Genomic DNA, 23224 nt, shown 5'->3' with positions numbered 1-23224 from the left:
GAATCGCCTTACGGCTCGATGCCGTATACCAACGTGCCGTTCTGATAAACAGTCACCTTGTTCCAGTCGACGTAGGAAGTTTTCGTCCCGTCAAACGAGTAGTCGTCCGCTTCATTGAAGTTCGACCAATCGGATTTGGCGATGCGAACTTGTATGTCTCCGCTTTGTCCGCCTGCCGCGATCGTTCCGGCCGCGGAGTTAAACGAAATTTCCAAATACGTGTCCGCTCCGGTTTTCGCCGGATTGATCGTCACGAACGCGCCGCTGACGTTGCTCGTGCCGACTTGAGCATAGTCGCAGTAGAAGTTCAGGCTGGCGCTGGTGTCTTTCGTGAAGTAGTAGCGCAGCTTCAAGTTGCTCAAGCTGACGGCGGTCGTTCCCGTGTTCTTAATGTTGAAATGAGGGCCGATCTGGTTATCGGTCGCGTTCGTGTTGTTGGCTTTGTACTGCGCTACCAAGCTGCCCGTACTGCCTGCGCTTGGCGCCGCGCTGACTTGCGCGGAATTAGCGCTTTCGCCAACCGCGTTAACGGCGCTGACGACGTAATAATACGTCGTGCCGTTCGTCAGACCAGTATTCGTATAGCTTGTCGTCGTTACGCCGGTTGCTACTGCCGTGTACGGTCCGCCGCTTGTCGCGGCGCGCTTGACCGTATAGCTCGTTGCCCCGCTCGACGCCGTCCAGCTTAAAGTCGCCTGCGCATTTCCCGCCGCTGCAATTAAGCCCGTCGGCGCTGCCGGAAGCTGCGGAGCGGTCGGCGTTACGCTGACTTGGGACGAGTTCGCGCTTTCGCCGACCCCGTTAACCGCGCTGACGACGTAATAATAAGTCGTGCCGTTCGTCAGGCCCGTATTCGCGTAGGTTGTCGACGTCACGCCGGTTGCTACTGCCGTATACGGTCCGCCGCTTGTCGTGGCGCGTTTGACCGTGTAACTCGTCGCCCCGCTCGACGCGGTCCAGCTTAGAGTCGCCTGTGCGTTCCCCGCCTTCGCAGTCAAACCCGTCGGCGCCGCCGGAGGCTGCGGCGCAACCGGACCCGGCGTATTGCCGAACACCTTAACTCCGTTGTCATACAAAGGAATGTAGACGGTTTTGGCAGACGTACTGCTGCTTATGAGCCCCTGCGCGGAGAAGTCGTTGTTCGGATTCCAGAAAGTCGTCCCCGAAGGAGCCGCGATTCGGAATTGAACTTCCTTCTTGTAGTTCGGCTGCCCGCCCGGATAAATCTTCGTGCCCGTGAAATCTACTTTGACGTAGTAGATGTTGTTCGCCGCATCGAAAGGCAGCAACCCCGAAACCGTGGCGCCTTGGTTATAGTTGGTCGTTACCGTAAGATTGCTAAGGCCGTAACCGGCGCTGAACACTTCGGACAAGTCCATGTAGTAGTTAAAAGAAAGTTTGTCGCCCATCCTGGCCGGCCAGCCGGAACGGTTGTTAACGAGCGCTTTGATTTCCGTATAGGTCGGTCCCGTACTGTTGAACGACGCTTCGACGAACATTTCGTCTTCCTTCGTCTCCGGTGCGGGGAAATTGGCCAGCGGCTGTTGGCCAGTGCCGTACAGCAGCTTCATTTTCGCCAAATTGCCGGTAAAAGCGGCGTTGTAGTCGGTAGCGACTTCGTTGGAGGTGTAATCGGCGATCGAATCGGTATATTGGTCGCTGCTGTTCGGCCCTCCGACCAGCGCTCCATACAGCACGTGACGATGTTCGACCGGAACCGTCTGGCTATCCGCCCAAGATCCATGTGACGTTCGATGATGCGGGTGCTGCGGCGGGTTGTTCCCGAATCCGATCACGTAACTGCGATTGGAGGGATTATCGCCCAACGCATAGAGCACCTGATTGCTCGCGAATGTGCGATACTTATTCTTTTTGGCCGTGTCGGTCACCCAATCGGAATACACGAATGCGAGAAACGAAGCGTTCATCGCATATCGAAGCGACCCCCACGTATCCAACCAAGCCAAGCCTCCGGGCGTGTAAGTTACTCGTTCTTTGGTATCCGAGGTTCCGGAGGTCCAGAAATCCAAATTGCGTTCAATGGCCGTTATATACTGCGGATCATTCGTGATTCTGGCCAACAGCAGCTCCGCTCCGTAATGTTTGTCATCCCAGGCGTGCGTCCATTTGTATCCCCAATTTTGGGTTTGCCCTTCCTTGCCCCAATTGGCGGATGCGCTGATCGCTTTCGTCAAATAGCTATTATCGTTCGTTGCCATATACAGCCAAGCGGCGCCCCAAGACAATTCGTCCCAATAACCCGAATAGGAAGTATAGAACGGACTCGCTTGCGGAACGCAATCGCTGTATTTTCCCCTGTACGTATCCGCGAAAGAATACAGCTGCTTGGCATGCGTAAGCAAAGTGGCCGAATAGGATGGATTCTCCTGCTTGAAAACGATCGATGCTGCCGCAAGCGCGGCGGCCGTCTCGCCGGCGACGTCGGATCCCGGACAGGTAGCCGTAATTTTGTACGACGGGCGCGCCATCTGCATGACTTCGGCTGGCCCCCACCACTGATGGTCCGTATCGCCGTTCCCTACTTGAACGTACAGTTCGTTCGGCGCGGTATGGGCTTTAATGAAATAGTCGGTCGCCCATTTAATATTTTCCAGTATTTTGTCATATTGCCCGGATTGCACATAGCCGTCTTTGTATTCATAGACGGACCAAGCCAACAACGTAGCCGACGTCGCCATAGGCAAACCGAATTTGACATGATCCCCGGCGTCGTACCAGCCGCCCGTCAAATCTTTGCCTACGTCGGCGCCATCGGTCATGCCGGAATTACCGCGCCACGAGACGCGATTGTTGGCAGGAAGGGCACCCGAGCGCTGCGCTTCGTAGAAATAGATCGACTTCTGCAAGGCTTCCGCATAGTTATAGGAGCTTACGGATGCTTTGGCATGGGGAGCCTTCCAAAAACCCCCGCCCAGCAACAGCGAGCTGCATAGCGAGGCAATGACCGCATAGGTCATCGTTTTTCGAAGCCTGTTTTTCCTCATCAACTTCCCTCCTTCTTCGTTATTGATTGGTGAGCTAATCATTGCTTGGAGAAGTTACGGAGGCGCCTCCTTTACGAAAAGGTTTTCTATGCATTTCCATTATAAAACCGTACAACTTTGGAAAATGTGCGTGATGTGACTTGTTTGTAACGCTCATGTAACCGTTTGCGATAAAGGCTTGGCAAACAACAAGAAACCGTTTTCCGGCTTGTGCCGGAAAACGGTTCAGGTCATTTCGATTCAGGCCGCTTGCTTAAGGCACTATGCCCCATACAAGCGTACCGTTCTGATACAACGTCACTTTGTTCCAGTCGGCATAGGCCGTCTTCGTCGGATCGAACGAGTAGTCTCCGACTTCGTTGAAATTAGACCAATCCGCTTTCGAGATCCGAATCTGGATATCGCCGCTTTGCCCTCCTGCTGCGAGCGACCCTGCCGCAGCCGCAAACGAAAGCTCCAGGTAAGTATCCGTGCCCGTTCCCGTAGCGCTGAAGAACGCTCCCTGAACGTTCGCCGTGCCCACTTGGGCATAGTCGCAGAAGAAATTCAGGCTGGCAGTGCCGTCTTTCGTGAAATAGTAGCGTAATTTCAGACCGCTTAAGCTTACGGCGGCCGTTCCGGTATTCTTGATATTAAAAGTCGCGTTGATCACGTTGTCGGTGGCGTTCGTATTGCTCAGCTTATACTGCGCGACCAAGGTAGTTGAACCGCCTCCTCCACCGCCCGCGCTAGGCGTCGCGCTAACTTGCGCGGAGTTGGGACTTTCTCCCGAAGCGTTGGACGCGCTGACGACATAATAGTAAGTCGTGCCGTTCGTCAGGCCCGTATTCGTGTAACTCGTCGCGGTCAAAGCGGTCGCCACGTTCGTGTAAGGGCCGCCGCTTGTCGTGGCTCGCTTCACTGTATAGCTCGCGGCGCCGCTTGCCGCCGTCCAGCTAAGCGCCGCTTGCGCGTTGCCCGCCGTAGCCGTCAAGCCTGTCGGCGCGGATAACGTCGAACCCCCGCCGCTCAAAGGTTTCATAATGCGGTCAAGCATCGTCTGCTTCGGAGCGTTCCAAGTGAGCCAATCGTCCATGAGCAGCCCTCCGGTATCGCCGCTGTTCGGGTTCAAGCACCAGTACGTCCAATATAGATCGTTGCTTTTAATATAATCGACCAGCTTGTTTTGCCATTTGCCTTCCTGGCTCGACGTATCGACGCCTCTACCGCCGAATTCTCCGGCAAGGATCGGAGCGATATTTTCTTTGCTGATATATCCCCAATACGAATCCCACAATGCCGGCATGTTATTCGGGAACGCCGGATCGGAAAACCAAGTTTGCGCGGACACTCCCGGACCGTAGTCATGCGGGGAATAGACGACGCGATTGGCCACGTTTAACCGCACCGGATAGTTCCGAACGCCTTTCAGATTACCTCCCCACCAGTAAGTGCCGGTTTCCCCCTGAACGTTCTGCTGTATGCCTTCGACAATGATTAGCCAGTTAGGGTTTGCCGCCAATATGGCGTTGCCCGCCCGTTCCGCAGCCAGCCTCCAGTCGGTAGTCATGCTCCCTGTTCCCCATGTTGCAGTCCCGTGAGGCTCGTTATGAAGATCGGCGCCTATGACCGTGGGATTGTTCGCGTAACGCGTCGCTAACATAACCCAGTCGTTAATCCAACGCTGCTCGGAATATTGCGCCGTATACCATAGCTCCGACTGGCCTCCGGAATCCGGACGATGGCGGTCCAGAAACACTTTAATGCCCCGTTCTCCCGCCTTCTGTATCACTTTGTCCATGAGTTGAATCGGCGTCAGCCCGATCAAATCCGGGTTCGTGTTCGTGTTGATGCTGTTCGGCATGGATCCGGGATCGAACATTTGCGTGCTGAACGGCAACCGGATCAAGTTGTATCCGTGGTCCTTAATCTTGTCCATAAAGCTGTCCAACGAATACTGCCATAATCCATGCGGCGCGTAATTGGCCGTTTCGAAGCCGAACCAGTTCAACCCGTTGAATACGGCCGGTTTTCCTTCGGAGTCGACAATACGGTTGCCCGACGTATGATAGTAACCCGTCGGCGCCCCATAGCTTTTGCCGATCCCGACCGACAGCAACAAAGTGCACGCAAGCGCCGCGATCAGAAACATAATCTCCCCGCGCTTAAATCTCGTGATCCACATCATTCGATCCCCCGTTTCATTTGGTTTGCCGTTTCAATCTCAAACCCCGGCAAGTACATTATAAAACGGATCGGATTTCAAGAATGTGCGTCATGTAACCTCGTTATTGCGCAATTGTATCCTTTTCGAAATCGTTTTCGTTAAAGATAGAAAAAAACCGCTCTCGAAGCGTTTAGCCTCGAAAACGGTTGCGTCGTCTATCGTATTCGTATTACAAAGCGCTGCCTCCGAACAAGAACCGATATTCCCAGTGCTTGCCGACGATACTGTCGGTTCTAACGCCTCCGGATGCCACCGAGTAAGTGTGAAGAACTTGTCCGTTGCCTAGGTAAATACCGACATGCGAGATTTTTTCTTCGAATGGGCGTTTGTTATCGTAGCTGGCCGCCTTCGTCCCCTTGTAATCCATGAAGAACATCAGGTCTCCCCGTTTCAGCGAATGCCAGTCTGTCGTCACCGGGTTTTTCCCCCGAACGTATGCGCCTTGGGTGCTGGAACTAGCCGGAAGCTTGATGCTAAGGGCATCCATAAACGCTTGCCGCACGAAATCCGAGCAATCGAACGTTGTTGTCGTATTGCGGTCGGAGCCGAATTCATATGGGGTGCCTAAATACTTAAGACCCGCCGCGATGACTAGTTCGACTTGTTGGTTAGACGTTGGCCCGGCCGGCGTCGGCGTCGGTGTTGGTGTTGGTGTTGGTGTTGGTGTTGGTGTTGGTGTTGGTGTTGGTGTTGGTGTTGGTGTTGGTGTTGGTGTTGGTGTTGGTGTTGGTGTTGGTGTGGGTGTTGGTGTTGGTGTTGGTGTTGGCTTTGGTGTTGGTGTTGGCTTTGGTGTTGGTGTTGGTGTTGGCTTTGGTGTTGAAATAGGTCCTGTCAGCTTCACGTATTGATCCGAGCTGCTAACGTATCCCGATACGCCGGAAGTATCTTTCACCGCATACCAGTAACTATTCACGACGCTAGTGATGATGATCTGCTCGTCCTTCTGCAAGTAGCGGATGCGAGCGCCGTCCGTTGAAGGCGTTTTGCGGAAAGATACCGACGCTGCAATTACAGCATTGGTGCCAGAGACGATTTGTTTCGGCGTTTCATAGCTCACGTATTTGTCGCTAGAGGAAACATAACCGATCGTTCCAGTGGAATCTTTAACCTTAAGCCAATAGGAATTGGAGTCGTCAAGAACGGATACCTTCTCGCCGACCTTAAGAATTTTCAGAACGGATGCGGAAGTGGACGGTCCATTACGTAAGCTGACCGATGCAACAATATTGGCATTCCCCGATAGGGCAGCTGCCGCCAGCGCCGGAATCGTCGCGACGAATAAAAACACCGCGAGTAACAGCAGCAATCCTTTTTTCATGATGTCTTTTCCTCCCATGGTGTTGATCCTACTTGTCCATTATATTTTCGACAAAAGAACACTTCCATGAGCCTTCGATCTTAGACATCATCCTCTCTATGGATGAATAGTCCCACAAAGTAATAGGCACTTCATACTATAAAGCACGCCCATCAAGAACCGCATTGATGAAATATTTCATGCCGGGGATTAATTTACCACTCTCTGGTCGCTCTAAAAAAAAGAAAAGCTTGCCGGAGGTTCGGCAAGCTTTGCGGGTATTATCTATCTTCTTCAGGAATGAGCTTCTCGCGAAGCTGCTTGACTTCCGGATGCTCCAGGTACTCGTCGAAGGTCATCATTCTGTCGATGACGCCGTTCGGTGTAATCTCGATGATCCGGTTGGCGATCGTCTGCACGAACTGATGGTCATGCGACGTGAAAATGATCGGACCGTCGAAGTCGATCAAGCCGTTATTGAGTGCCGTGATGGACTCCAGGTCCAAGTGGTTCGTAGGTTCGTCGAGCAGCAAGACGTTACCGTTCGTAAGCATCATGCGGGAAAGCATGCAACGAACCTTCTCTCCTCCGGACAAGACGGAAGCCTTCTTCAATGCTTCGTCGCCCGAGAACAACATCCGGCCAAGGAAGCCGCGGATGAACGATTCGTCCGGATCTTTCGTGTATTGCCGCAGCCACTCTACGAGACTGGTTTCCACGCCGTCGAAGTAAGCTCCGTTTTCCTTAGGGAAATACGCTTTGACCGCCGTTACGCCCCAGGTTACGCTACCCGCCTCCGGCTCCTTCTCTCCGACGAGAATCTGGAACAGCAGCGTCTTGGCCAATCCGTACGGACCGACCAATGCGATCTTATCGCCTTTGTTAACGACGATATTGACGTTGTTCAATGCTTTCTCGCCTTCCAGGGAAGCCGTCAAGCCTTCGACCGTTACGACCTGCTTGCCTACCTCGCGCTCCGGTTTGAAGTTGATGAACGGATACTTGCGGTTCGACGGACGAATGTCGTCGAGCGAGATTTTGTCGAGCATCTTCTGCCGGCTTGTCGCCTGCTTCGCTTTCGACTTGTTCGCGGAGAAGCGCTGGATGAACGCCTGCAGCTCTTTCATCTTGTCTTCTTTTTTCTTGTTCTGGTCGCGCATCAACTGTTGAGCCAATTGGCTCGACTCGTACCAGAAGTCATAGTTACCGACGTATAGCTGCAGCTTGCCGAAGTCGATATCCGCAATGTGCGTACAAACTTGGTTCAAGAAGTGCCGGTCATGGGATACGACGATAACGGTACCCTCGTAACGGGCTAAGAAGTCTTCCAGCCAGTTGATGGACTCAAGGTCCAAATGGTTGGTAGGCTCATCGAGCAGAAGGATGTTCGGGGCGCCGAACAAAGCTTGCGCGAGCAATACGCGGACCTTCTCGTTACCGCTCAGTTCCGACATTTTCTTGTCGTGAAGCTCCGTCGTAATGCCGAGGCCGTTCAACATGCCGGCCGCTTCGCTCTCGGCTTCCCAGCCGTTCATTTCCGCGAACTCGGCTTCGAGCTCGCCCGCGCGCATACCGTCCTCGTCGGAGAAATCCTCTTTCAAGTAGATCGCGTCTTTTTCTTTCATCACTTTGTAGAGTCGGTCGTAACCCATGATCACCGTCTCTAGGACATTAAATTCATCGTATTCGTAATGGTTTTGTTTCAAGACGGCAAGCCGTTCTCCCGGGGTAATGAAAATATCGCCCGAGCTTGATTCTACTTCTCCGGACAAAATTTTGAGGAACGTAGACTTGCCCGCTCCGTTCGCTCCGATCAGACCATAACAGTTGCCGGGCGTAAATTTGATATTGACGTCTTCGAACAGGGGGCGCTTGCCGAAACGCAGGCTAACGCCGGATACGGTAATCATAAGTCTAATCCATCCTTTGCTTTAGGGGTATCTAGTGTATGGGATTCGAAACGCATCGTCTCGCCGTGCTGCAGCAGCAACAGCTTTTCTTTCGGAATCCCGAGGCGCTCGCGCGCGGTTTCCAATCGCTCCAAAGCTTCCGCGGGCGTATCGTCGGACAGCTTAAACGCGCCGTAATGCATGGGCACGAAATATTTTGCCTTCACGTCTATGAATGCTTGCAAAGCTTCTTCGGGGCTGACGTGTTGAGAGGCCATGAACCACTCGGGGTCGTACGCTCCGATCGGCAACAGTGCGACATCGATGTCGAACCTTCGCCCGATCTCGCTGAAGCCGCGGAAATAGCCGCTATCTCCTGCAAAGTACACGGTTGGTCCTTGATCGACTTGCAGCACCCATCCGCCCCAGTGGGAAGTATTCATGTCCCAAGGATTGCGACGAGTCCAATGCTGCGCGGGTACGAAAGTAAACTTCGCCCCATGGACCGTCGTATGCTCCCACCAATGCAGCTCTTGTGACTGAAGGAAGCCGCGGAGCATGAGCTTTCTCCTCAAACCCGCCGGCACGATCATCTTCTTGGGACCGCGAAGCCTTCGAAGGGAAGAAACGTGCAAATGATCGTAATGGGCGTGGGAAATGAGAACGACATCGATGGACGGCATGTCCGATAGTTCGATTCCGGGCGGCACGAGTCTTTTCTGAAATGCCATTCTCCTCGCCCATACGGGATCCGTAACGATGTTGAGGCCGGCCATCTGTATGAGAAACGTGGAGTGTCCGATCCAAGTGATGGACGGCTCGCTTCGGTTATGCTGTAGAAATCTCAGGTCTGGCGCCACGCTGGGAACGCAATCGGTGTACCCCTCTTTGCGTAGCTTGCGGAACCGATCCTCACGCCAGCGGTCGAATTGTTCCTTAGATGCTTTGCCCGCACCTATGGAATCCAAGTTGCCGAAGCGTCTTCTAAGCATGAAATCCCTCCGATGATGTGTTCATGTATACTATATCAGGAAACGCGGAAATGTACCAAGACCCTATGAAAAAAAGCCTTTCCCAGTATAGGGAATGGCCAATATCCCGTTTGCTTTAGTTATTACCCGACTTTAGGAACGAATAACCCTATTGGCCGTTTGGCATTTCTTTCGCAGTTGCGGTATTGTTGGAGATGTAGAGATTAGGTAGAAAGCGAGGGGAGTTCCATGAAATTATTGTCCATCGAGCCGACCCCGAGTCCCAATACGATGAAGTTAAACGTGGACGCGAAGCTCGATCCGGGAATTCAATTCAATTACGGAGGCAAGGATTCCCGATCCGGGGCAATCCCTCCTCTGATCGCGAAGCTGCTCGAAGTGCCCGGAGTCAAAAGTATTTTCCACACGTCCGATTTCCTAGCGCTCGATCGCAGAGGCAACTCCGACTGGGCCGCAATCCTGGACGGCGTCCGGGAAGCGTTCGGAATCGCCTCGGGCGGGTCTCTGACCGGCCCGGCTGAAGATCTCGTCGGGGGCTTCGGCGAAGCGCACGTTCGCGTGCAAATGTTCCGCGGCATCCCGATGCAGCTCCGCGTGCGCAGCGGCGGCCAAGAGTTCAGGGCGGCGATGCCCGAGCGATTCGCGAAGGCGGTGTCGGACGCGGCGGGCTCCACGATGATCCGCGAACGCATGCTCGAAGATCTTGGCGTACGTTACGGCGAGCCGCAAGAAGTGCTGGACGAGATCACGCGCGAACTAGAAGCGGCCTACTCGGAAGCGCGGCTTCGGGATTTGGTCGAGCAGGCGAAGGCCGCCGGTCCGGAAGCCGCTCCTCCCGCGCCGCCTGCGCCGCTCGGCGGAGACGAGGTGCTGAAGGCGCTAGATTCGCAGGACTGGCGCGAGCGCTATGCCGCGTTGGAACGTCTTAAGCCTACGGCCGAGGATCTGCCGGTCGTGGCACGGGCTCTGCGAGATAGCCAGCTATCGGTACGCAGGCTTGCGGTCGTCTATCTCGGCGATCTGCGTACGCCCGAAGCCATGCCTTATTTGTTCGAGGCGCTCAAGGATTCCTCCGGATCCGTTCGCCGTACGGCGGGAGATACGCTGTCCGATATCGGAGACCCGGCGGCGACTCCGTCGATGATCGGCGCGCTGGAAGATTCCAATAAGCTGGTCCGTTGGCGCGCCGCGCGTTTCCTCTACGAAGCCGGAGACGAATCGGCTTTGGAAGCTCTAAGGCGAACGACATCCAGCGAAACCGAATTCGAGGTTAGGCTGCAAGCGGAGATGGCGGTCGCGCGCATCGAACGCGGAGAGGAAGCCGCAGGCTCGGTATGGCAACAAATGACGCGTATGCGCGAAGAGAATCGCGAGGATAAATAAGAAGCTCAAACGAAAACGGGATCACGACCCGGTGGAATGCCACCGAGTTATGATCCCGTTTTCGTCATGCAATCAGACCCCCGAATAGACCTGCATCTGATTTCTTCCCCTCGTCTTCGCCCGGTAGAGCGCTTCGTCGGCATGCTGGATCAGCAACTCCCGAGGCGTACCGATCGATGGCTGCAACGTAGCCACGCCGAGGCTGATCGTCACATGTTCGGCCGCCTGCGAAGCCTGGTGGGGAATCGCCAAAGCTTCAACGGCGTAACTCAGCTCCATTGCGATCCTCATGGCGACCGCGGAGTCGGTCTCCGGCAATACGACGAGAAACTCTTCCCCGCCGTATCTCGCCGCGAAGCCGCCCGAAGGATATGCATATTCGTCGAGAACTTTGGCCACCCTTTTCAAACAAGCGTCTCCCTCGAGATGACCGTAAGTATCGTTGTATAGTTTGAAGTAATCGATGTCGCACAATACGATGGAGAGGGGCACGGCACCTCGCGCCGCGGCGAGCACCCATTCCTGTTCCAGCTTATCGTTCATGTATCTGCGGTTCGCGATGCCCGTCAAGCCATCAAGATTGGCAAGCCTGGATAACAGCAGATTCGATTCCTGCATCTGATGTTCGGCCAACTTGCGCTTCGTTATGTCACGGAAAATGATGAAAATCGATGGCTTCTGGTTATACATGATCCGGGTTCCCGTAGCTTCGACATCTATGATCTGTCCATCGGCTCGAACAATTTTCGAATCTACCGGTTGAACAGTGAGCCGTTTCTCGATAATCGTGTGTCCGTGCTTGATCGCCAGATCGCGATACTCCGGATGAAGAAACTCGAATATGGTCTTCCCTATAATCTCTTCGGACCTGAGAGCGCCCAATACCTCGACCGCTTTTTCGTTGACTAATTGGATATGGGAGTCTACGAGGACAATAATCGCATCAGGGGACAGCTCGATAAGCGTCCGATACCAATCCTCGCTCTCTTGAATCACTTGCTCCGCCTTCTTGCGATCGGTGATTTCGCCGCCGACGACGAGCACTTCCGTAACGACGCCGTTCTCCATAATCGGAGTGACGCTGTTCAAATAAATATGATCGTTAAAATCCGATTCGTATTGAAAGCATTCGCCGGACCATGCCCGATCATAGTTCCCCCGGATATAATCGTGCAACCTTTCGGGAACGATCTCCTCCATCGTTTTACCGACAATGGAATGGGTGAGGCCTAGCGAATAATAAAGCTTCCCGTCCGCGAGGGTGTAACGGTATTTTCCGTCGATTTTCTTGAATTTGAAAATCAAACCGTGCTGTTCCCGCAATATCGTCGCGAATGCTTTACGGGTTGCTTGGAGCTCCTCTTCGGCATGCTTGTATTTCGAAGCATCCCGAACAACCCGGCTGGTGACGCGACCGCCGCCTATTCCAGCTAATGCAGCTAGCAATGACATTCCCGATATCATCCATGCTTGCATATCACATCACCCGTCGCTGCCGATTGTCGAAGCCAAATCTCTTTATTCGACATTAATATATCAAATTTCATCAGTTTTTGACAGAGTTGCTTTTTAATGCTTCGCCCAAGCAATGTAATGCAATCGTAATCTTTCTTTCATCTTCCCTTCATACTGCGCGGGTACAATACAAACATGACCCCCCTTTTCTTATATACACTTAGAGGCATGCGGCTCGTTGCCGCATGCCTCCTTTTTTTGTTGCTGCTATTTCGAATTGCTCAAGAGCCTACACTTGCAATTCAAACTGCTTGGAATACAAGTATGCATAAGCTCCATCGCGTGCAAGCAAAGCATTGTGCGTACCTTGCTCCACAATACCGTCCTCCGTTAATACGATGATTCTCTGGGCATTCCGGATCGTGGAAAGGCGATGGGCAATGACGATGGTTGTACGCCCTTTGGCCAACGATTCCAGCGACTCCTTAACGATGCTTTCGCTCTCATTATCCAGTGCGCTCGTTGCCTCATCTAGAATAAGAATCGGTGGATTCTTTAAGAATACGCGAGCGATACTTAGTCGCTGCTTTTGACCGCCGGATAGTTTGACGCCTCGCTGTCCGATCTCGGAGTGGTAACCCATCGGCAAACCCATGATAAAGTCGTGAGCATTGGCGTGCTTGGCAGCCGCAATAACTTCGTCATCGCTCGCCGCAGGATTTCCGTAACGGATATTTTCCATCGCCGTTCCCGAGAAAAGATAAACGTCCTGCTGTACGACGCCGATGTTATTTCTCAATGATTGCAGGTCGATATCGCGGACATTTATCCCGTCCAGTAACACCTCCCCAGCTATCGCATCATAAAAGCGGGGGATGAGCGAGCACAATGTAGTCTTGCCCGCGCCAGAGGGACCAACTAACGCAACATACTCTCCCGGTTGTACACGAAACGACAAGTTTGATAACACGTTTTCCAGATGATCTTCGTAACGGAAGGAGACCTGTTTGAACTCGATTTCACCATTTACCTTCTGCGGCGTCATGGCATTCGGTTTGTTCTCGATGTCCGGCTTCAGATTCATGATTTCCATAAAACGCTGGAAGCCGGTAATTCCTTCTTGAAACTGCGTACTCATATGAGTCAGTTTTTGAATCGGTTCAATCATAAAGCCGATATACAGCAAAAAAGTGATCAAATCCGCTAAATCCAAAGTGTTGCCCACGATACTGGCACTGCCAAAAATGATGACCGTGATCGTAATCAGTTGTAGAAATGCTTCGGCGCCGTTGTAAAAGTACGCCTCGGCCTTGTAGGTTTTCTTGCGGCTATCGAGAAAACGATTGTTTTCCCGGTTAAACTTCGCGATTTCTACGTGCTCGTTGGCAAACGATTTTACTACGCGGATTCCCGATAGACTATCTTCTACTTGCGCGTTTACGTCTCCGATTCTCTCTTTGTTTCTTCTTAGCGCCTTGTTCAACATCTTATTAAAATACAACGCAAAGACACCCAAGAATGGCAAGAAACAGAATACGGCGATCGTTAATGGCGCGTTAATAAAGTACAAAATGACAAACGCTCCGGTAAAGCGGACGAGATATTTGATGTAGTCTTCCGGACCGTGATGGTATAGCTCCGAAAGCAGCAGCAGATCGTTCGTTATTCGAGACATGAGCCGACCTGTCTTTTCCTTATCGAAAAAGCTAAAGGAAAGTTTTTGCATGTGCGCGAAAAGCTCGCTGCGCATGTCGCTCTCCATACGAGCTCCGACTTGGTGACCATAATAGTCGACAAAGTAGTTCCCCATATTCTGGATCACGACTAAACCAAGCATCAGCGCGCCCACCCCATACACTTCTCTTAGTACAGTGGACAAGTCTCCGTTCAGAACATCTTTCGTAATATACCGAACGAGCAGGGGAAACACCAAAGCCGTTGCGGATACGATCAATCCGCAAGTCAAAACCATAACAAATAGCTTCTTATAAGGCTTGTAATAGGAGAAGAATTTTTTCATTGGAAAATGCATGATTTTTTACCCCTTATTTGTGTTGTTTAATAAACACATATAAGGGAGTACACCGTTACAATTAAGAAAGTGTTCCACCCTTATATGTTTGTACGGTTTGATTCATCATGTTTTTCATGTAAATTGCCTCCTTATTCATTAATGCTTTCATTATAGACGATTATTGGAAAATGAGCATCGTCGATTCCACCTATGAATAGTTGTCCATGATATAGTTTTTCAAGAACGCGTTGCGGAACTTTCCTTGAGGGTCGCATTGAAGGAGCAATTGCCGAAAGTCCGGCAACTTCTCGTACAGTGATTGAAGATGGACGGGCGGCATGGTAAACAGCTTTCCCCAATGCGGACGGGCCTGGAAGGGCGCAATCTGTTCCTCGATTATCGGCAATATTTGCCGGACAGCCTCCCAATCCGGTTTCCAGGTAAAGTGAATAGCAACCGAATCCTGCCTATAACAAGGGCTCATCCACAGATCGTCTTCCGCGATCGTGCGAATCTCGGACACATAAAGGTACGGCGATATGCGGTCCCGTATCCGGTCAATCGCACATAGCGCATGATAGGCATCTTGGCGCGGCACGAAGTATTCGCTTTGAAGTTCCTCGCCGGCGCTTGGCGTGAAATCCATGCGGAAGTGCGGCAACCGTTCGTGCGAGGGTCCGGGAATGCCAAGCTGCTCGCTGCAATTGTCCGCCGAGTGGCCTGGTACTGGATGTCGATGCGCGTCTGCTCGCTTTGCCCCATAAAAATCGGTTTCCGCACCAGCAGAGTCGTGATCTGTTATTTTCCGCTTTTGCCAGACTTGATTAAAAGTCGCCGTATTCCAATCCGTAAATAGACTTACGCTGTAAGCACTAGAGAAAATATCGTCAAAATGATCTTTAAGTTGCGCTAAGGGCAAATTATCGAATACGTTCTGACTCATCCGAAAGGCGGGGATGACATCCAGAGTCATTTGCGTGATAACCCCCAATCCCCCAAGTCCCACGACCGCTCCGGCTAGGAGTCCATCTTGTTGATCACGGGAGAAAACGACCCTCTCCCCATCCGCTTTGACAACTTCCATGGAATGAACCGCCGTAGCGAGATTACCGTTCCGGTCACCGGAACCATGCGTTGCCGTCGCGCATGCGCCTGCAATTGTAATGTGCGGCAACGACGCCAAATTGTGCAAAGCATAGCCGTGTCCGTATAAATATTGGCATAGATCCCCGTATCTAATACCGGCCTCGACCGTAACCTTATTGCGTTTATGGTCTAACTCAATCACACGGTTAAGCTTCTGAAGAGACAGGAGACTCTCGTTACAATCCGCGATTCCATTGAACGAATGGCGCGTGCCAAGCGCCTTGATTCGACTGCTTCGAGCTACCAAATCTTGTACTTGTTCCACGGTTTCCGGAACGTGGAGTTCCGAAGCGTTATAGCTATAGTTGCCAGCCCAGTTTCGATTATTTTCCATTAACCTGCACCCCGCAATGTTTAGTTCAACGCTTTATTCTTAGATAATGCCGCTTTATGATAACGGGACCATATCACGACCGGTATAAGCAAAAGCGAAAGGAATCCCCCGGTAAGCGATAGCATGGCATAGCTGGACTGAGCTACGATCATGCCGGAAAGTGCTCCGCCTGACGCTCCGGCTAATGCGATTAACACATCGATCGTTCCCTGAGTCTTCGCTCGATTCGCCGGGTCAGTCGCATCCACGATTAGAGCTGTTCCGCTGATTAGACCAAAGTTCCAACCAAGACCCAACAAAGCAAGAGCGATAATGAGCAACAGCATGGAATCAGCGGGCGCAATCGCCGCAACAATACCGGCAGCAAGTAGGACGCCGCCCGAAGCAATCGACATGACTGTGCGTCCGACCTTATCGACTAGAATACCTGTAACGAGAGACGGGAGATACATCGCGCCGATATGGATGCCTATGACTAATCCCACGTCGCCCAAACTATGTCCATGATGCTTCATGTGTATGGGAGTCATGGTCATTATGGCGACCATTACGATTTGAGTGAGGATCATTATCGTGGCTCCGACGATTATTCCCTTGTTGTTATGTAGCCTAGCATCCGTCTGCAACTCTGAATGCTTACTCTGAGCTGCTACGATTGCTTTGGCGACAACGAACGGGTCTGGCCGGAGTAAAACTAAAAACACCAGACCAGCAATCATGTAAGCCCCCGCTGCAAGTATAAAAGGTCCTGCAAGGGCCGGAACTTCAATTGATGCAGCAAAGCGACCCATCACTTCAACCAAATTGGGTCCGGCAACGGCGCCGAAAGTAGTAGACACCATTGCAATGCTGACCGCCGTTGCCCGCTGTCTCGGCTTTGCTAAATCCGTACCCGCATAACGTGCCTGTAGGTTAGTAGCCGTGCCGGCGCCATAGACAAGCAGGGAGGCAAATAAAAGGATTATGCTGTGACTTACCGCGGCAAATACGACGCCCATTGCACCGATGCCTCCTGCCAAAAAACCGGCCGCAAGCCCCATTCGGCGTCCGTAACGTTGCGAAAGGAGCCCGACAAGCAAAGCGGTGACAGCCGAACCCAGCGTGGACAATGCAGCGGGAACGCCGGCATAACTTTCAGTTCCCAACATGTCTTGAGCTAAGAGGGCACCGACAGTGACTCCTGCGGCAAGTCCTGCACCACCGAAGATTTGTGATAAGACTACGATTATTAAAGTACGTTTATAAAGCCGCTTTTGCATATTCGGGTTATCAATATAACTTCGTAGATGCTCTTCATTATTGCTATGGGGTTCATGCGTCATCGCTCAGAACCGCCTTTCAATTTTGTTGGGCAGGCATTAGAAACTCTCCGCTTTTTCCGCTCTTTGACTCCATTCGTGCACGCCTTCTTCTAAACGGAATGCTTTTATACCTTTTCTCGTCAACATTTCAACAGCATGCGCAGACATAAGACAATATGGACCGCGGCAATAAGCCACAATTTGTTTATTTACCGGTAAAGATGCCAGCTGCTTTTCTAGTTCTTCAATCGGGATGGAAATAGCGCCAGGAATATGGCCCGCTTCGTACTCCTCTTCCGGTCTAACGTCTATCAACAAAACCTCGCCTTTGCCCATTCGCTCCTCAAGTTTTTCTAACGTTATTTGTTCCATATTCACTTGATGATGTAAAATTTCATTCTTCAGGCGCTGAATCTCGACTAATTGTTTTTCACTGAGACGATGTAAGGACACCATAAAATCAGCAATAGATAAATCGGAAATTTCATAAATCACAAAATTACCCTTCTTAGTGAAACGAACTAATCTGGATTCATGCAAGGTTTGCAAATGTTGAGATACATTTGCAACACTCATCGAGGTAATTTTAGCGAGTTGATCGACGGATTTAGGGCTTTGCGAGAGTATATCCATCAATTCCAGACGTTTAGGACTAGAAAGGCACTTTCCAATACGAGCAAACTCCTGATAAATTTGATCTTTCCATTTTCGCTCTAAGCTCATGCTCCACCTCAACAATTCAATTGTTTTATTGAATAGATCATATATCCAGTAAAACGAAGTGTCAAGGATACTATCCGTGAAAAAGACCGCCCACTGGACGGTCTCTAAGTCAGTTTCATTTTTACTAATGCGGCATCTTGTCCATATCCATATACAATACATTCCATCGATGCCCGTCCAAATCGGCGAATCCGGCACCGTACATCCAACCATTCTTGTAACCGGGCTCACCATATACAGTGCCACCCGCGTTAACAACCTTGCGTACTAATTCATCTACTTCTTCCGGACTTGCCGCGTCAATGGAAAACAACACCTCGGTTCCTTTGGTTGTGTCAGCAATCTCATTTCCCGCAAAGCCTTTAAAAGCGGACTCCGGAAAAAGCATCACCATCACCTTGTTATCGCCTATGACTAGGCCGGCCATTTCACTGTTGTTCATATGATGCGGATGAAGCGCGAAGCCGATTTTACTGAAAAACTCTTTTGACTTGCTCAGGTCTTTGACCGGCAGATTGAGCCATAATTCTTTGGTCATAGTAAATCTCCTTTGCATTGTATTGGTCGAACACAAAAGTATTTTCGACAAGTCAACCAGGCAGAATACCAGAAGTAAGAAGGAAAATTCCTGCCGCAATAGCAAAGATGCCGCCTATTCGAGCCGAGATAAGGGCTGCCGTGCTTGGTTCAGCATTCTTGAATTGCCAACCCACACCCATATACCAAGATATTCTTGGAAAAAACACTCCAACAGCTCCCATTATTATAAAAAGGATTGAGATCAATTTGAACATGAACATGCGTATCAACCTCCTATATACAAATTACGTAACAAACAGGAGTAAAGTTGGCGACCACTAATAGAATAATTGAATGAGCACCAACGTCAATAAAGCACAGATGATAAAACCTACGAAGAAATAACCAAACCATCTAATTGGTTTTGGCATGCTTTTTAAGTCGACAGACTTGTTTGGTACTCCAATAATTTGCTGTAAATGCTCTGTTGCAGCATTAAAGGGCTCTACCACAGTTGGTTCATTTTTATCCGCATCTTTATTCATTTTAATACCTCCCATCCCCCATTTATCGTCGCTTCCAACACCATAATTGTTAATCTGATAAAGATTACGGTTTGGAGAAATACTCTTTATGGAAAACACAGGAGGTGAACTATAGAATGAGTACTAAAACCAAACCGGATAAAAACAACCCAAAGAATAGCCCGTCACGATCTAATGACCCAAACGATCAAGGAAGACCTAAAAAGCTGAATAATTCGAAGTAAAGCTGAAATGTCCAGCTAATAGTACGAAAGCATTACCAAACCCGGTATTAACGACCGGGTTCTTTTGTGAGGAAAAGTATCAATAACGCACCCTACAACTCGTTATTTCTCCCAAAGCTCGATCAGTCGACCATCAGGATCTTCAATCCATATAAATTTTCCATACTCGCCAATCTCCTCTTTCTTTGCTAGAGGTACACCAATATGTTCAAGATGCTTAATGGTCTCGTTTAGATTATGTACTTGGAAATTTAACATCACTTGTTGTTCTATTGGAAAGTAACTGTCATTCTCGGTAAAGAAAGAAAAGATAGTTTCATTTCCTAATTGGGGTTTTATCACGGTCCCATTCCAATTTTCTATTTCAATCTTCAATACTTCACTGTACCATTTTTTTATAACTTCAAGATTGTTAGTTCTCCAAAATATTCCTCCGAAACCCTTTATCATCGTATCTAACTCCTGTCTGTTATCAAATTTTTAGCTATCCGATTACATTAGATATTCGAGATTTAAATTTAAGTTCCTTTTTCAACTATACTATCGTGTCCAGTTAGCGTAATGAAAAACCCATTAAAGTTACAGCTTTTGCATTGCTATTTGAATTTTCTCGCCGAACAAAAAATTAATGGTTTTGATCTTCCATTTCAGTTTTCATACCAAACAACGCCTTATACCTGTTATGACTCCCGCATGTAATGCTTCATGGCTTAGTTGAAATAGCATTATCTCTCCAATGGTGTTCATATGGAGAAACGGTTCAACTAATCTTCTGTCTAGTTGTCCTCGTGTTGCATCTACAATGTCATCTTGTTGTTTAGATAAACTATTTCGAAGTTCAATTAGCGAGGGAGGAGTTTCAACCCAAAGTGATGGCATACTGCCTCTAGGAAACATGGTGTGATATTGGAGAGATAATTGCCTATCCTTCTGGATATTGGTAAAAACAGCATGATCCCATCCAACCAAGATGTGTCCGATATTCCACCTTATATTATTCGAGAACCCAGTAGGAATATCGTCAAGCAGGGCCTCGTCCAGTGACTCAACCAAATCAATCGTCCAGCTTCTCCACATTCTGAATTGCTCAAAAACTTGTTCTTCGTTCATTAATTCATCCGCCTTATCCGAGATAATTCGAACTCATGCAATTCCCACTTTTGTCTAATTATTCGAGAGTCTTTTGATAATATCCTGTCCGTTTGGTGAGCAAAGGCTATATGGATGACATTAGGTGGATTTGTTCATAAAAAATGGTATAGTGTAGGCTCATATTATTTTATTTGAGGACGGTGTCTGCATGGACAAAAATTCTGTTTATAGAACAAACATTATAGGCGCTGGCGAAGCTGGCGTCGCCATCTCGGTCGACATGGATAAGAATGATGTTCATAAAACAAACAGCTTATTTTGGGATACAAAAGGAAATGATGTTTTAGGAGCAACATCACTTCCTTTTTATGGAGCATTTGTCTCAGAAGAAAATTGCCAACTTTTTGGCGACGTTTCAGGAAAAAAGATGCTGGAGATAGGCTGTGGAAGCGGTCAATCTTTGCAGTATCAGGGGGAACGCAAAGCATCTGAATTATGGGGTATGGATCTATCAGAAAACCAAATCGAAAAGACAAGGCAACATTTGACGGCGTGCGGTCTTTCAGCAAAATTAATCTGTTCTCCCATGGAAGAAAAATGCGGCATACCAGAAGATTATTTTGACTTTGTTTATTCGATTTATGCCATAGGGTGGACAACCGACCTTGACGGTACTTTTTGTCGGATTGCTTCTTACCTAAAAAAAGACGGCGTATTTATTTTCAGTTGGTCTCACCCTATACACAAATGCGTTGTTGCAGAAAATGATAGGCTTGTTTTTAAAAAATGTTATTTCGATGAATCTTGGTATTCGGTATCTCTTGACGAAAGTACGCTAACATTATCGGACCGCAAACTATCAACCTATGTGAATGCGTTGGCAAAAGCGGGATTTGTCATTGAGCAAATGATTGAGCAATCCGATGATGAATTTATGGGTAACAGCGATTTTGCAAAAAAAGCAAAGATGCTTCCTGTAACTTTTGTAATCAAGGCAAGAAAGATCGTTAGCCAACCTCAAGCCTTTCCCAGCCCAGAATAATACTTTTCAATTCTTGGACTCCTTTATGGAATGTATCCTGCCCTATAGTTTAATAACAGGAGGAGCAACTGGGGCGGCAGCAAACTGCTCCCTAGGATCGCTGAACTAACGTTCCCTGTTAGCTTAACAAATTAGCTGTTCGTATATGGTAGTGATCATTCCCACAAATGCATTTGATTGAATATCAATTTCTTCGGTGGTTGCTTGAAAATCGGCTACTCGTTCGGTGTAATCATCAGGGTCTAATGGGTCAACGTTCCATCCCTCAACCAACAAAGAATAACCGTAAGATATTCGAAAGGCATTCTTCTGAACATTAACTACCTTCATGCAACCCGTATATTGATCAGAGAAATCAAATGGCAAATAACAATATTCCGAAAAGTTCAATGCAGCGAGTTTTTTCATCCAATATCCAAGCAATGCTGCCACAGCATGTTTTATTCTTGAATCATCATCTGTATTTGGTTCAAAATCATTAATAATCCTAAAGTAATACGTGTCAGCAACAACACGAAGATTTAGTTGGTTGATTTCCAAAATTAAGTCCTCATGCCCAGTTCCATTATCGGAATAACTTATGAGAATTTCTGGACACATCCTCTCTGGCCCCCCGCTTGCTCCATATCTCAAATTGGACCGACATGCAGTCGTTGTATCGGTAATATTTTTCCATTGAACTATCGTGCCCGTTAGTCGAATAAGAAGTTAGTTGTTAAATCCTCTTGAGGGAAAATAGCCTTTCAAATATATCTGAAATTATTTCGTGTTGGCGTTCAATTTCGTTTATTCTATCCTTTACTTTTAGGATACATTTCAACAACACATCATCTGTTACGCCTGACTTAATGTTTTCCATAATAAGTTCATTAGCATAAAATTGGACCTCAAAATTTCCTGTTATCAAATGATAAACCAAAGTTTCTAAATGTGGAGAACAATCAAATGGTCTCAGTGCACATAACAATGAACCTCTATCTCCCAATGTTTTTGGGTGATTTATCAATTCAATCAGCGGCTCAACGGCTTGCTCGCTTCCAATGTCACTTAAAGCAAGTGCAATAGAATTTCTCAAACTGTTGTTCTCAGTGCTTTTTAAATATTCGATAAGTAGGGGTATAGCTTCTTCGAGTTTAAGCACGCCAATTTCCTCTAACATGCTATAAGCAGCATCCATTTTGTTGCCTTGAATTGCTTCTCGTAATAAATCTAAATCCATGCTCTAATCCGTCCCTTTTTGTTAATCTTTACATTTTCATTATAACACTGCATCTCACTTACTAAACTGCCCGTTAGCGCAACGAGGCCGCCGATCCATACCGGCAGCCTTGTCTTCGATGTATATTCAACAATAGTTCCTCGTTAGTTTAGTTTAACAATAAATCGTTTTTAATAAGGTCCCTTCCATTCTTCTTTTGTAAATTTAATAAAAGGAAAATTAGCCCTAATATAATCCAAAATAGCCGTTGTTTCTTCAGTCATTTCATAGGGTACTACTGTTCCTATAAAATGAGGATTAATAAGTATTGGAACCTCCTGGTCCTTTACATAAAATTGCAAACAATCCATATACCAGACTATACTGCCCTTAATCCTTTTTAATTTTTTAAAATATCTAACTTCAATTACGTCCTTGAAAAAAACTTCATTACTTTGTTTCTTCTTTTCTACAATTTTATTTGAATAAACGGCTATGTAGCCTTTAACTTCTTGCCGAGATTTACGGAAATACAATATAGTCGAAAATACAATAACAACTCCAAGAGCACAATAACGCCAATCTTTTTCAACTATACCTTGAATAATAATTATCAACCATAACATGATAAAACCAAAATAGAAAACTTCACCCATGATTATTTTCCACTTGCGATGTTTATAAAACATAACGGGATTTTCCAATTAAGTTGCCCCCAGGTCAATATTTAAACATTATTCCTTCTTATTTAATCTACAGGTTATAGTTACCTGCATACACGTCCTTATTCCACTATCCTGCCCGTTACTTCAATAAACAAAAAAGGAGCTGCATCGAAGCAAGCCCCTTATCTATCGTT

General features: G+C 48.6%; 20 protein-coding genes. 2 read left to right on the top strand and 18 right to left on the bottom strand.

Annotation, left to right across the window (positions count from 1 at the left end):
- Positions 1-8: 8 nt before the first annotated feature.
- The 5 genes from D7Z26_RS15670 to D7Z26_RS15650 all read right to left on the bottom strand — a co-directional run bounded on the left by D7Z26_RS15670 (position 9) and on the right by D7Z26_RS15650 (position 9389).
- Complete coding sequence (locus D7Z26_RS15670) at positions 9-3005, bottom strand: glycoside hydrolase family 9 protein (protein ID WP_120977908.1); 2997 nt, start codon at positions 3003-3005, stop codon at positions 9-11.
- 253 nt (positions 3006-3258) lie between these two features.
- The gene (locus tag D7Z26_RS15665; RefSeq protein WP_120977907.1) at positions 3259-5169 is read right to left on the bottom strand and encodes a cellulase family glycosylhydrolase; all 1911 of its coding nucleotides are present in this window, start codon (positions 5167-5169) and stop codon (positions 3259-3261) included.
- Positions 5170-5380: 211 nt separating this feature from the next.
- Positions 5381-6529 carry a C40 family peptidase gene (locus D7Z26_RS15660; protein ID WP_158602337.1) on the bottom strand — a complete coding sequence of 383 codons (1149 nt, stop codon included), beginning with the start codon at positions 6527-6529 and terminating at the stop codon, positions 5381-5383.
- Positions 6530-6789: 260 nt separating this feature from the next.
- Entirely contained in the window at positions 6790-8418 is a 1629-nt protein-coding gene (locus D7Z26_RS15655) for an ABC-F family ATP-binding cassette domain-containing protein (protein ID WP_120977905.1), read from the bottom strand.
- Complete coding sequence (locus tag D7Z26_RS15650; RefSeq protein ID WP_120977904.1) at positions 8415-9389, bottom strand: MBL fold metallo-hydrolase; 975 nt, start codon at positions 9387-9389, stop codon at positions 8415-8417. The genes D7Z26_RS15655 and D7Z26_RS15650 overlap by 4 nt, the downstream gene beginning before the upstream one ends.
- Positions 9390-9617: 228 nt before the next feature.
- On the opposite strand from D7Z26_RS15650, the gene D7Z26_RS15645 reads away from it, so the two are divergent.
- Entirely contained in the window at positions 9618-10772 is a 1155-nt protein-coding gene (locus tag D7Z26_RS15645; RefSeq protein ID WP_120977903.1) for a virulence factor, read from the top strand.
- Between the two features lie 72 nt (positions 10773-10844).
- On the opposite strand, the gene D7Z26_RS15640 is transcribed toward D7Z26_RS15645, so the two are convergent.
- The 10 genes from D7Z26_RS15640 to D7Z26_RS15595 form a co-directional block, all read right to left on the bottom strand.
- Positions 10845-12224 (bottom strand): diguanylate cyclase domain-containing protein, encoded by a 1380-nt coding sequence (locus D7Z26_RS15640; protein WP_158602336.1) that lies wholly within the window; start codon positions 12222-12224, stop codon positions 10845-10847.
- Positions 12225-12516: 292 nt separating this feature from the next.
- Positions 12517-14259, bottom strand: a complete 1743-nt coding sequence (locus tag D7Z26_RS15635) for an ABC transporter ATP-binding protein (protein WP_120977901.1) — start codon at positions 14257-14259, stop codon at positions 12517-12519.
- A gap of 190 nt (positions 14260-14449) precedes the next feature.
- Positions 14450-15721 carry an FAD-binding protein gene (locus D7Z26_RS15630; RefSeq protein WP_120977900.1) on the bottom strand — a complete coding sequence of 424 codons (1272 nt, stop codon included), beginning with the start codon at positions 15719-15721 and terminating at the stop codon, positions 14450-14452.
- A 20-nt stretch (positions 15722-15741) separates the two neighbouring features.
- On the bottom strand, positions 15742-17043 hold the full coding sequence (locus tag D7Z26_RS15625; protein ID WP_120977899.1) for an MFS transporter: 1302 nt from the start codon (positions 17041-17043) through the stop codon (positions 15742-15744).
- Positions 17044-17079: 36 nt separating this feature from the next.
- On the bottom strand, positions 17080-17745 hold the full coding sequence (locus tag D7Z26_RS15620) for an ArsR/SmtB family transcription factor (RefSeq protein ID WP_120977898.1): 666 nt from the start codon (positions 17743-17745) through the stop codon (positions 17080-17082).
- A 124-nt stretch (positions 17746-17869) separates the two neighbouring features.
- A complete protein-coding gene (locus D7Z26_RS15615) occupies positions 17870-18283 on the bottom strand; it encodes a VOC family protein (protein WP_120977897.1) in 414 nt (137 codons plus the stop codon).
- Between the two features lie 52 nt (positions 18284-18335).
- Positions 18336-18545 (bottom strand): DUF6199 family natural product biosynthesis protein, encoded by a 210-nt coding sequence (locus D7Z26_RS15610; protein ID WP_233566947.1) that lies wholly within the window; start codon positions 18543-18545, stop codon positions 18336-18338.
- Between the two features lie 57 nt (positions 18546-18602).
- Positions 18603-18809 (bottom strand): hypothetical protein, encoded by a 207-nt coding sequence (locus D7Z26_RS15605; RefSeq protein WP_233566946.1) that lies wholly within the window; start codon positions 18807-18809, stop codon positions 18603-18605.
- 326 nt (positions 18810-19135) lie between these two features.
- Positions 19136-19483 (bottom strand): VOC family protein, encoded by a 348-nt coding sequence (locus D7Z26_RS15600; protein WP_120977895.1) that lies wholly within the window; start codon positions 19481-19483, stop codon positions 19136-19138.
- A 204-nt stretch (positions 19484-19687) separates the two neighbouring features.
- A complete protein-coding gene (locus tag D7Z26_RS15595) occupies positions 19688-20143 on the bottom strand; it encodes a DinB family protein (protein ID WP_120977894.1) in 456 nt (151 codons plus the stop codon).
- A 190-nt stretch (positions 20144-20333) separates the two neighbouring features.
- Between D7Z26_RS15595 and D7Z26_RS15590 the strand changes: the two genes are divergently transcribed.
- Positions 20334-21167, top strand: coding sequence for a class I SAM-dependent methyltransferase (locus tag D7Z26_RS15590; RefSeq protein ID WP_120977893.1), 834 nt, complete (start codon positions 20334-20336; stop codon positions 21165-21167).
- Positions 21168-21290: 123 nt separating this feature from the next.
- Here the strand turns inward: D7Z26_RS15590 and D7Z26_RS15585 are convergent, their stop codons facing one another.
- The 3 genes from D7Z26_RS15585 to D7Z26_RS15575 form a co-directional block, all read right to left on the bottom strand.
- On the bottom strand, positions 21291-21707 hold the full coding sequence (locus D7Z26_RS15585; RefSeq protein WP_147423866.1) for a hypothetical protein: 417 nt from the start codon (positions 21705-21707) through the stop codon (positions 21291-21293).
- Positions 21708-21882: 175 nt separating this feature from the next.
- Entirely contained in the window at positions 21883-22386 is a 504-nt protein-coding gene (locus tag D7Z26_RS15580; RefSeq protein WP_120977891.1) for a HEAT repeat domain-containing protein, read from the bottom strand.
- A gap of 170 nt (positions 22387-22556) precedes the next feature.
- A complete protein-coding gene (locus tag D7Z26_RS15575) occupies positions 22557-23069 on the bottom strand; it encodes a hypothetical protein (protein WP_120977890.1) in 513 nt (170 codons plus the stop codon).
- Positions 23070-23224 lie beyond the last annotated feature (155 nt).

Source organism: Cohnella endophytica (assembly GCF_003628305.1).
GTDB lineage: Bacteria > Bacillota > Bacilli > Paenibacillales > Paenibacillaceae > Cohnella > Cohnella endophytica.
The sequence above is the reverse complement of the archived record's forward strand: the minus strand, read 5'-3'. Positions and strand labels throughout refer to the sequence as shown.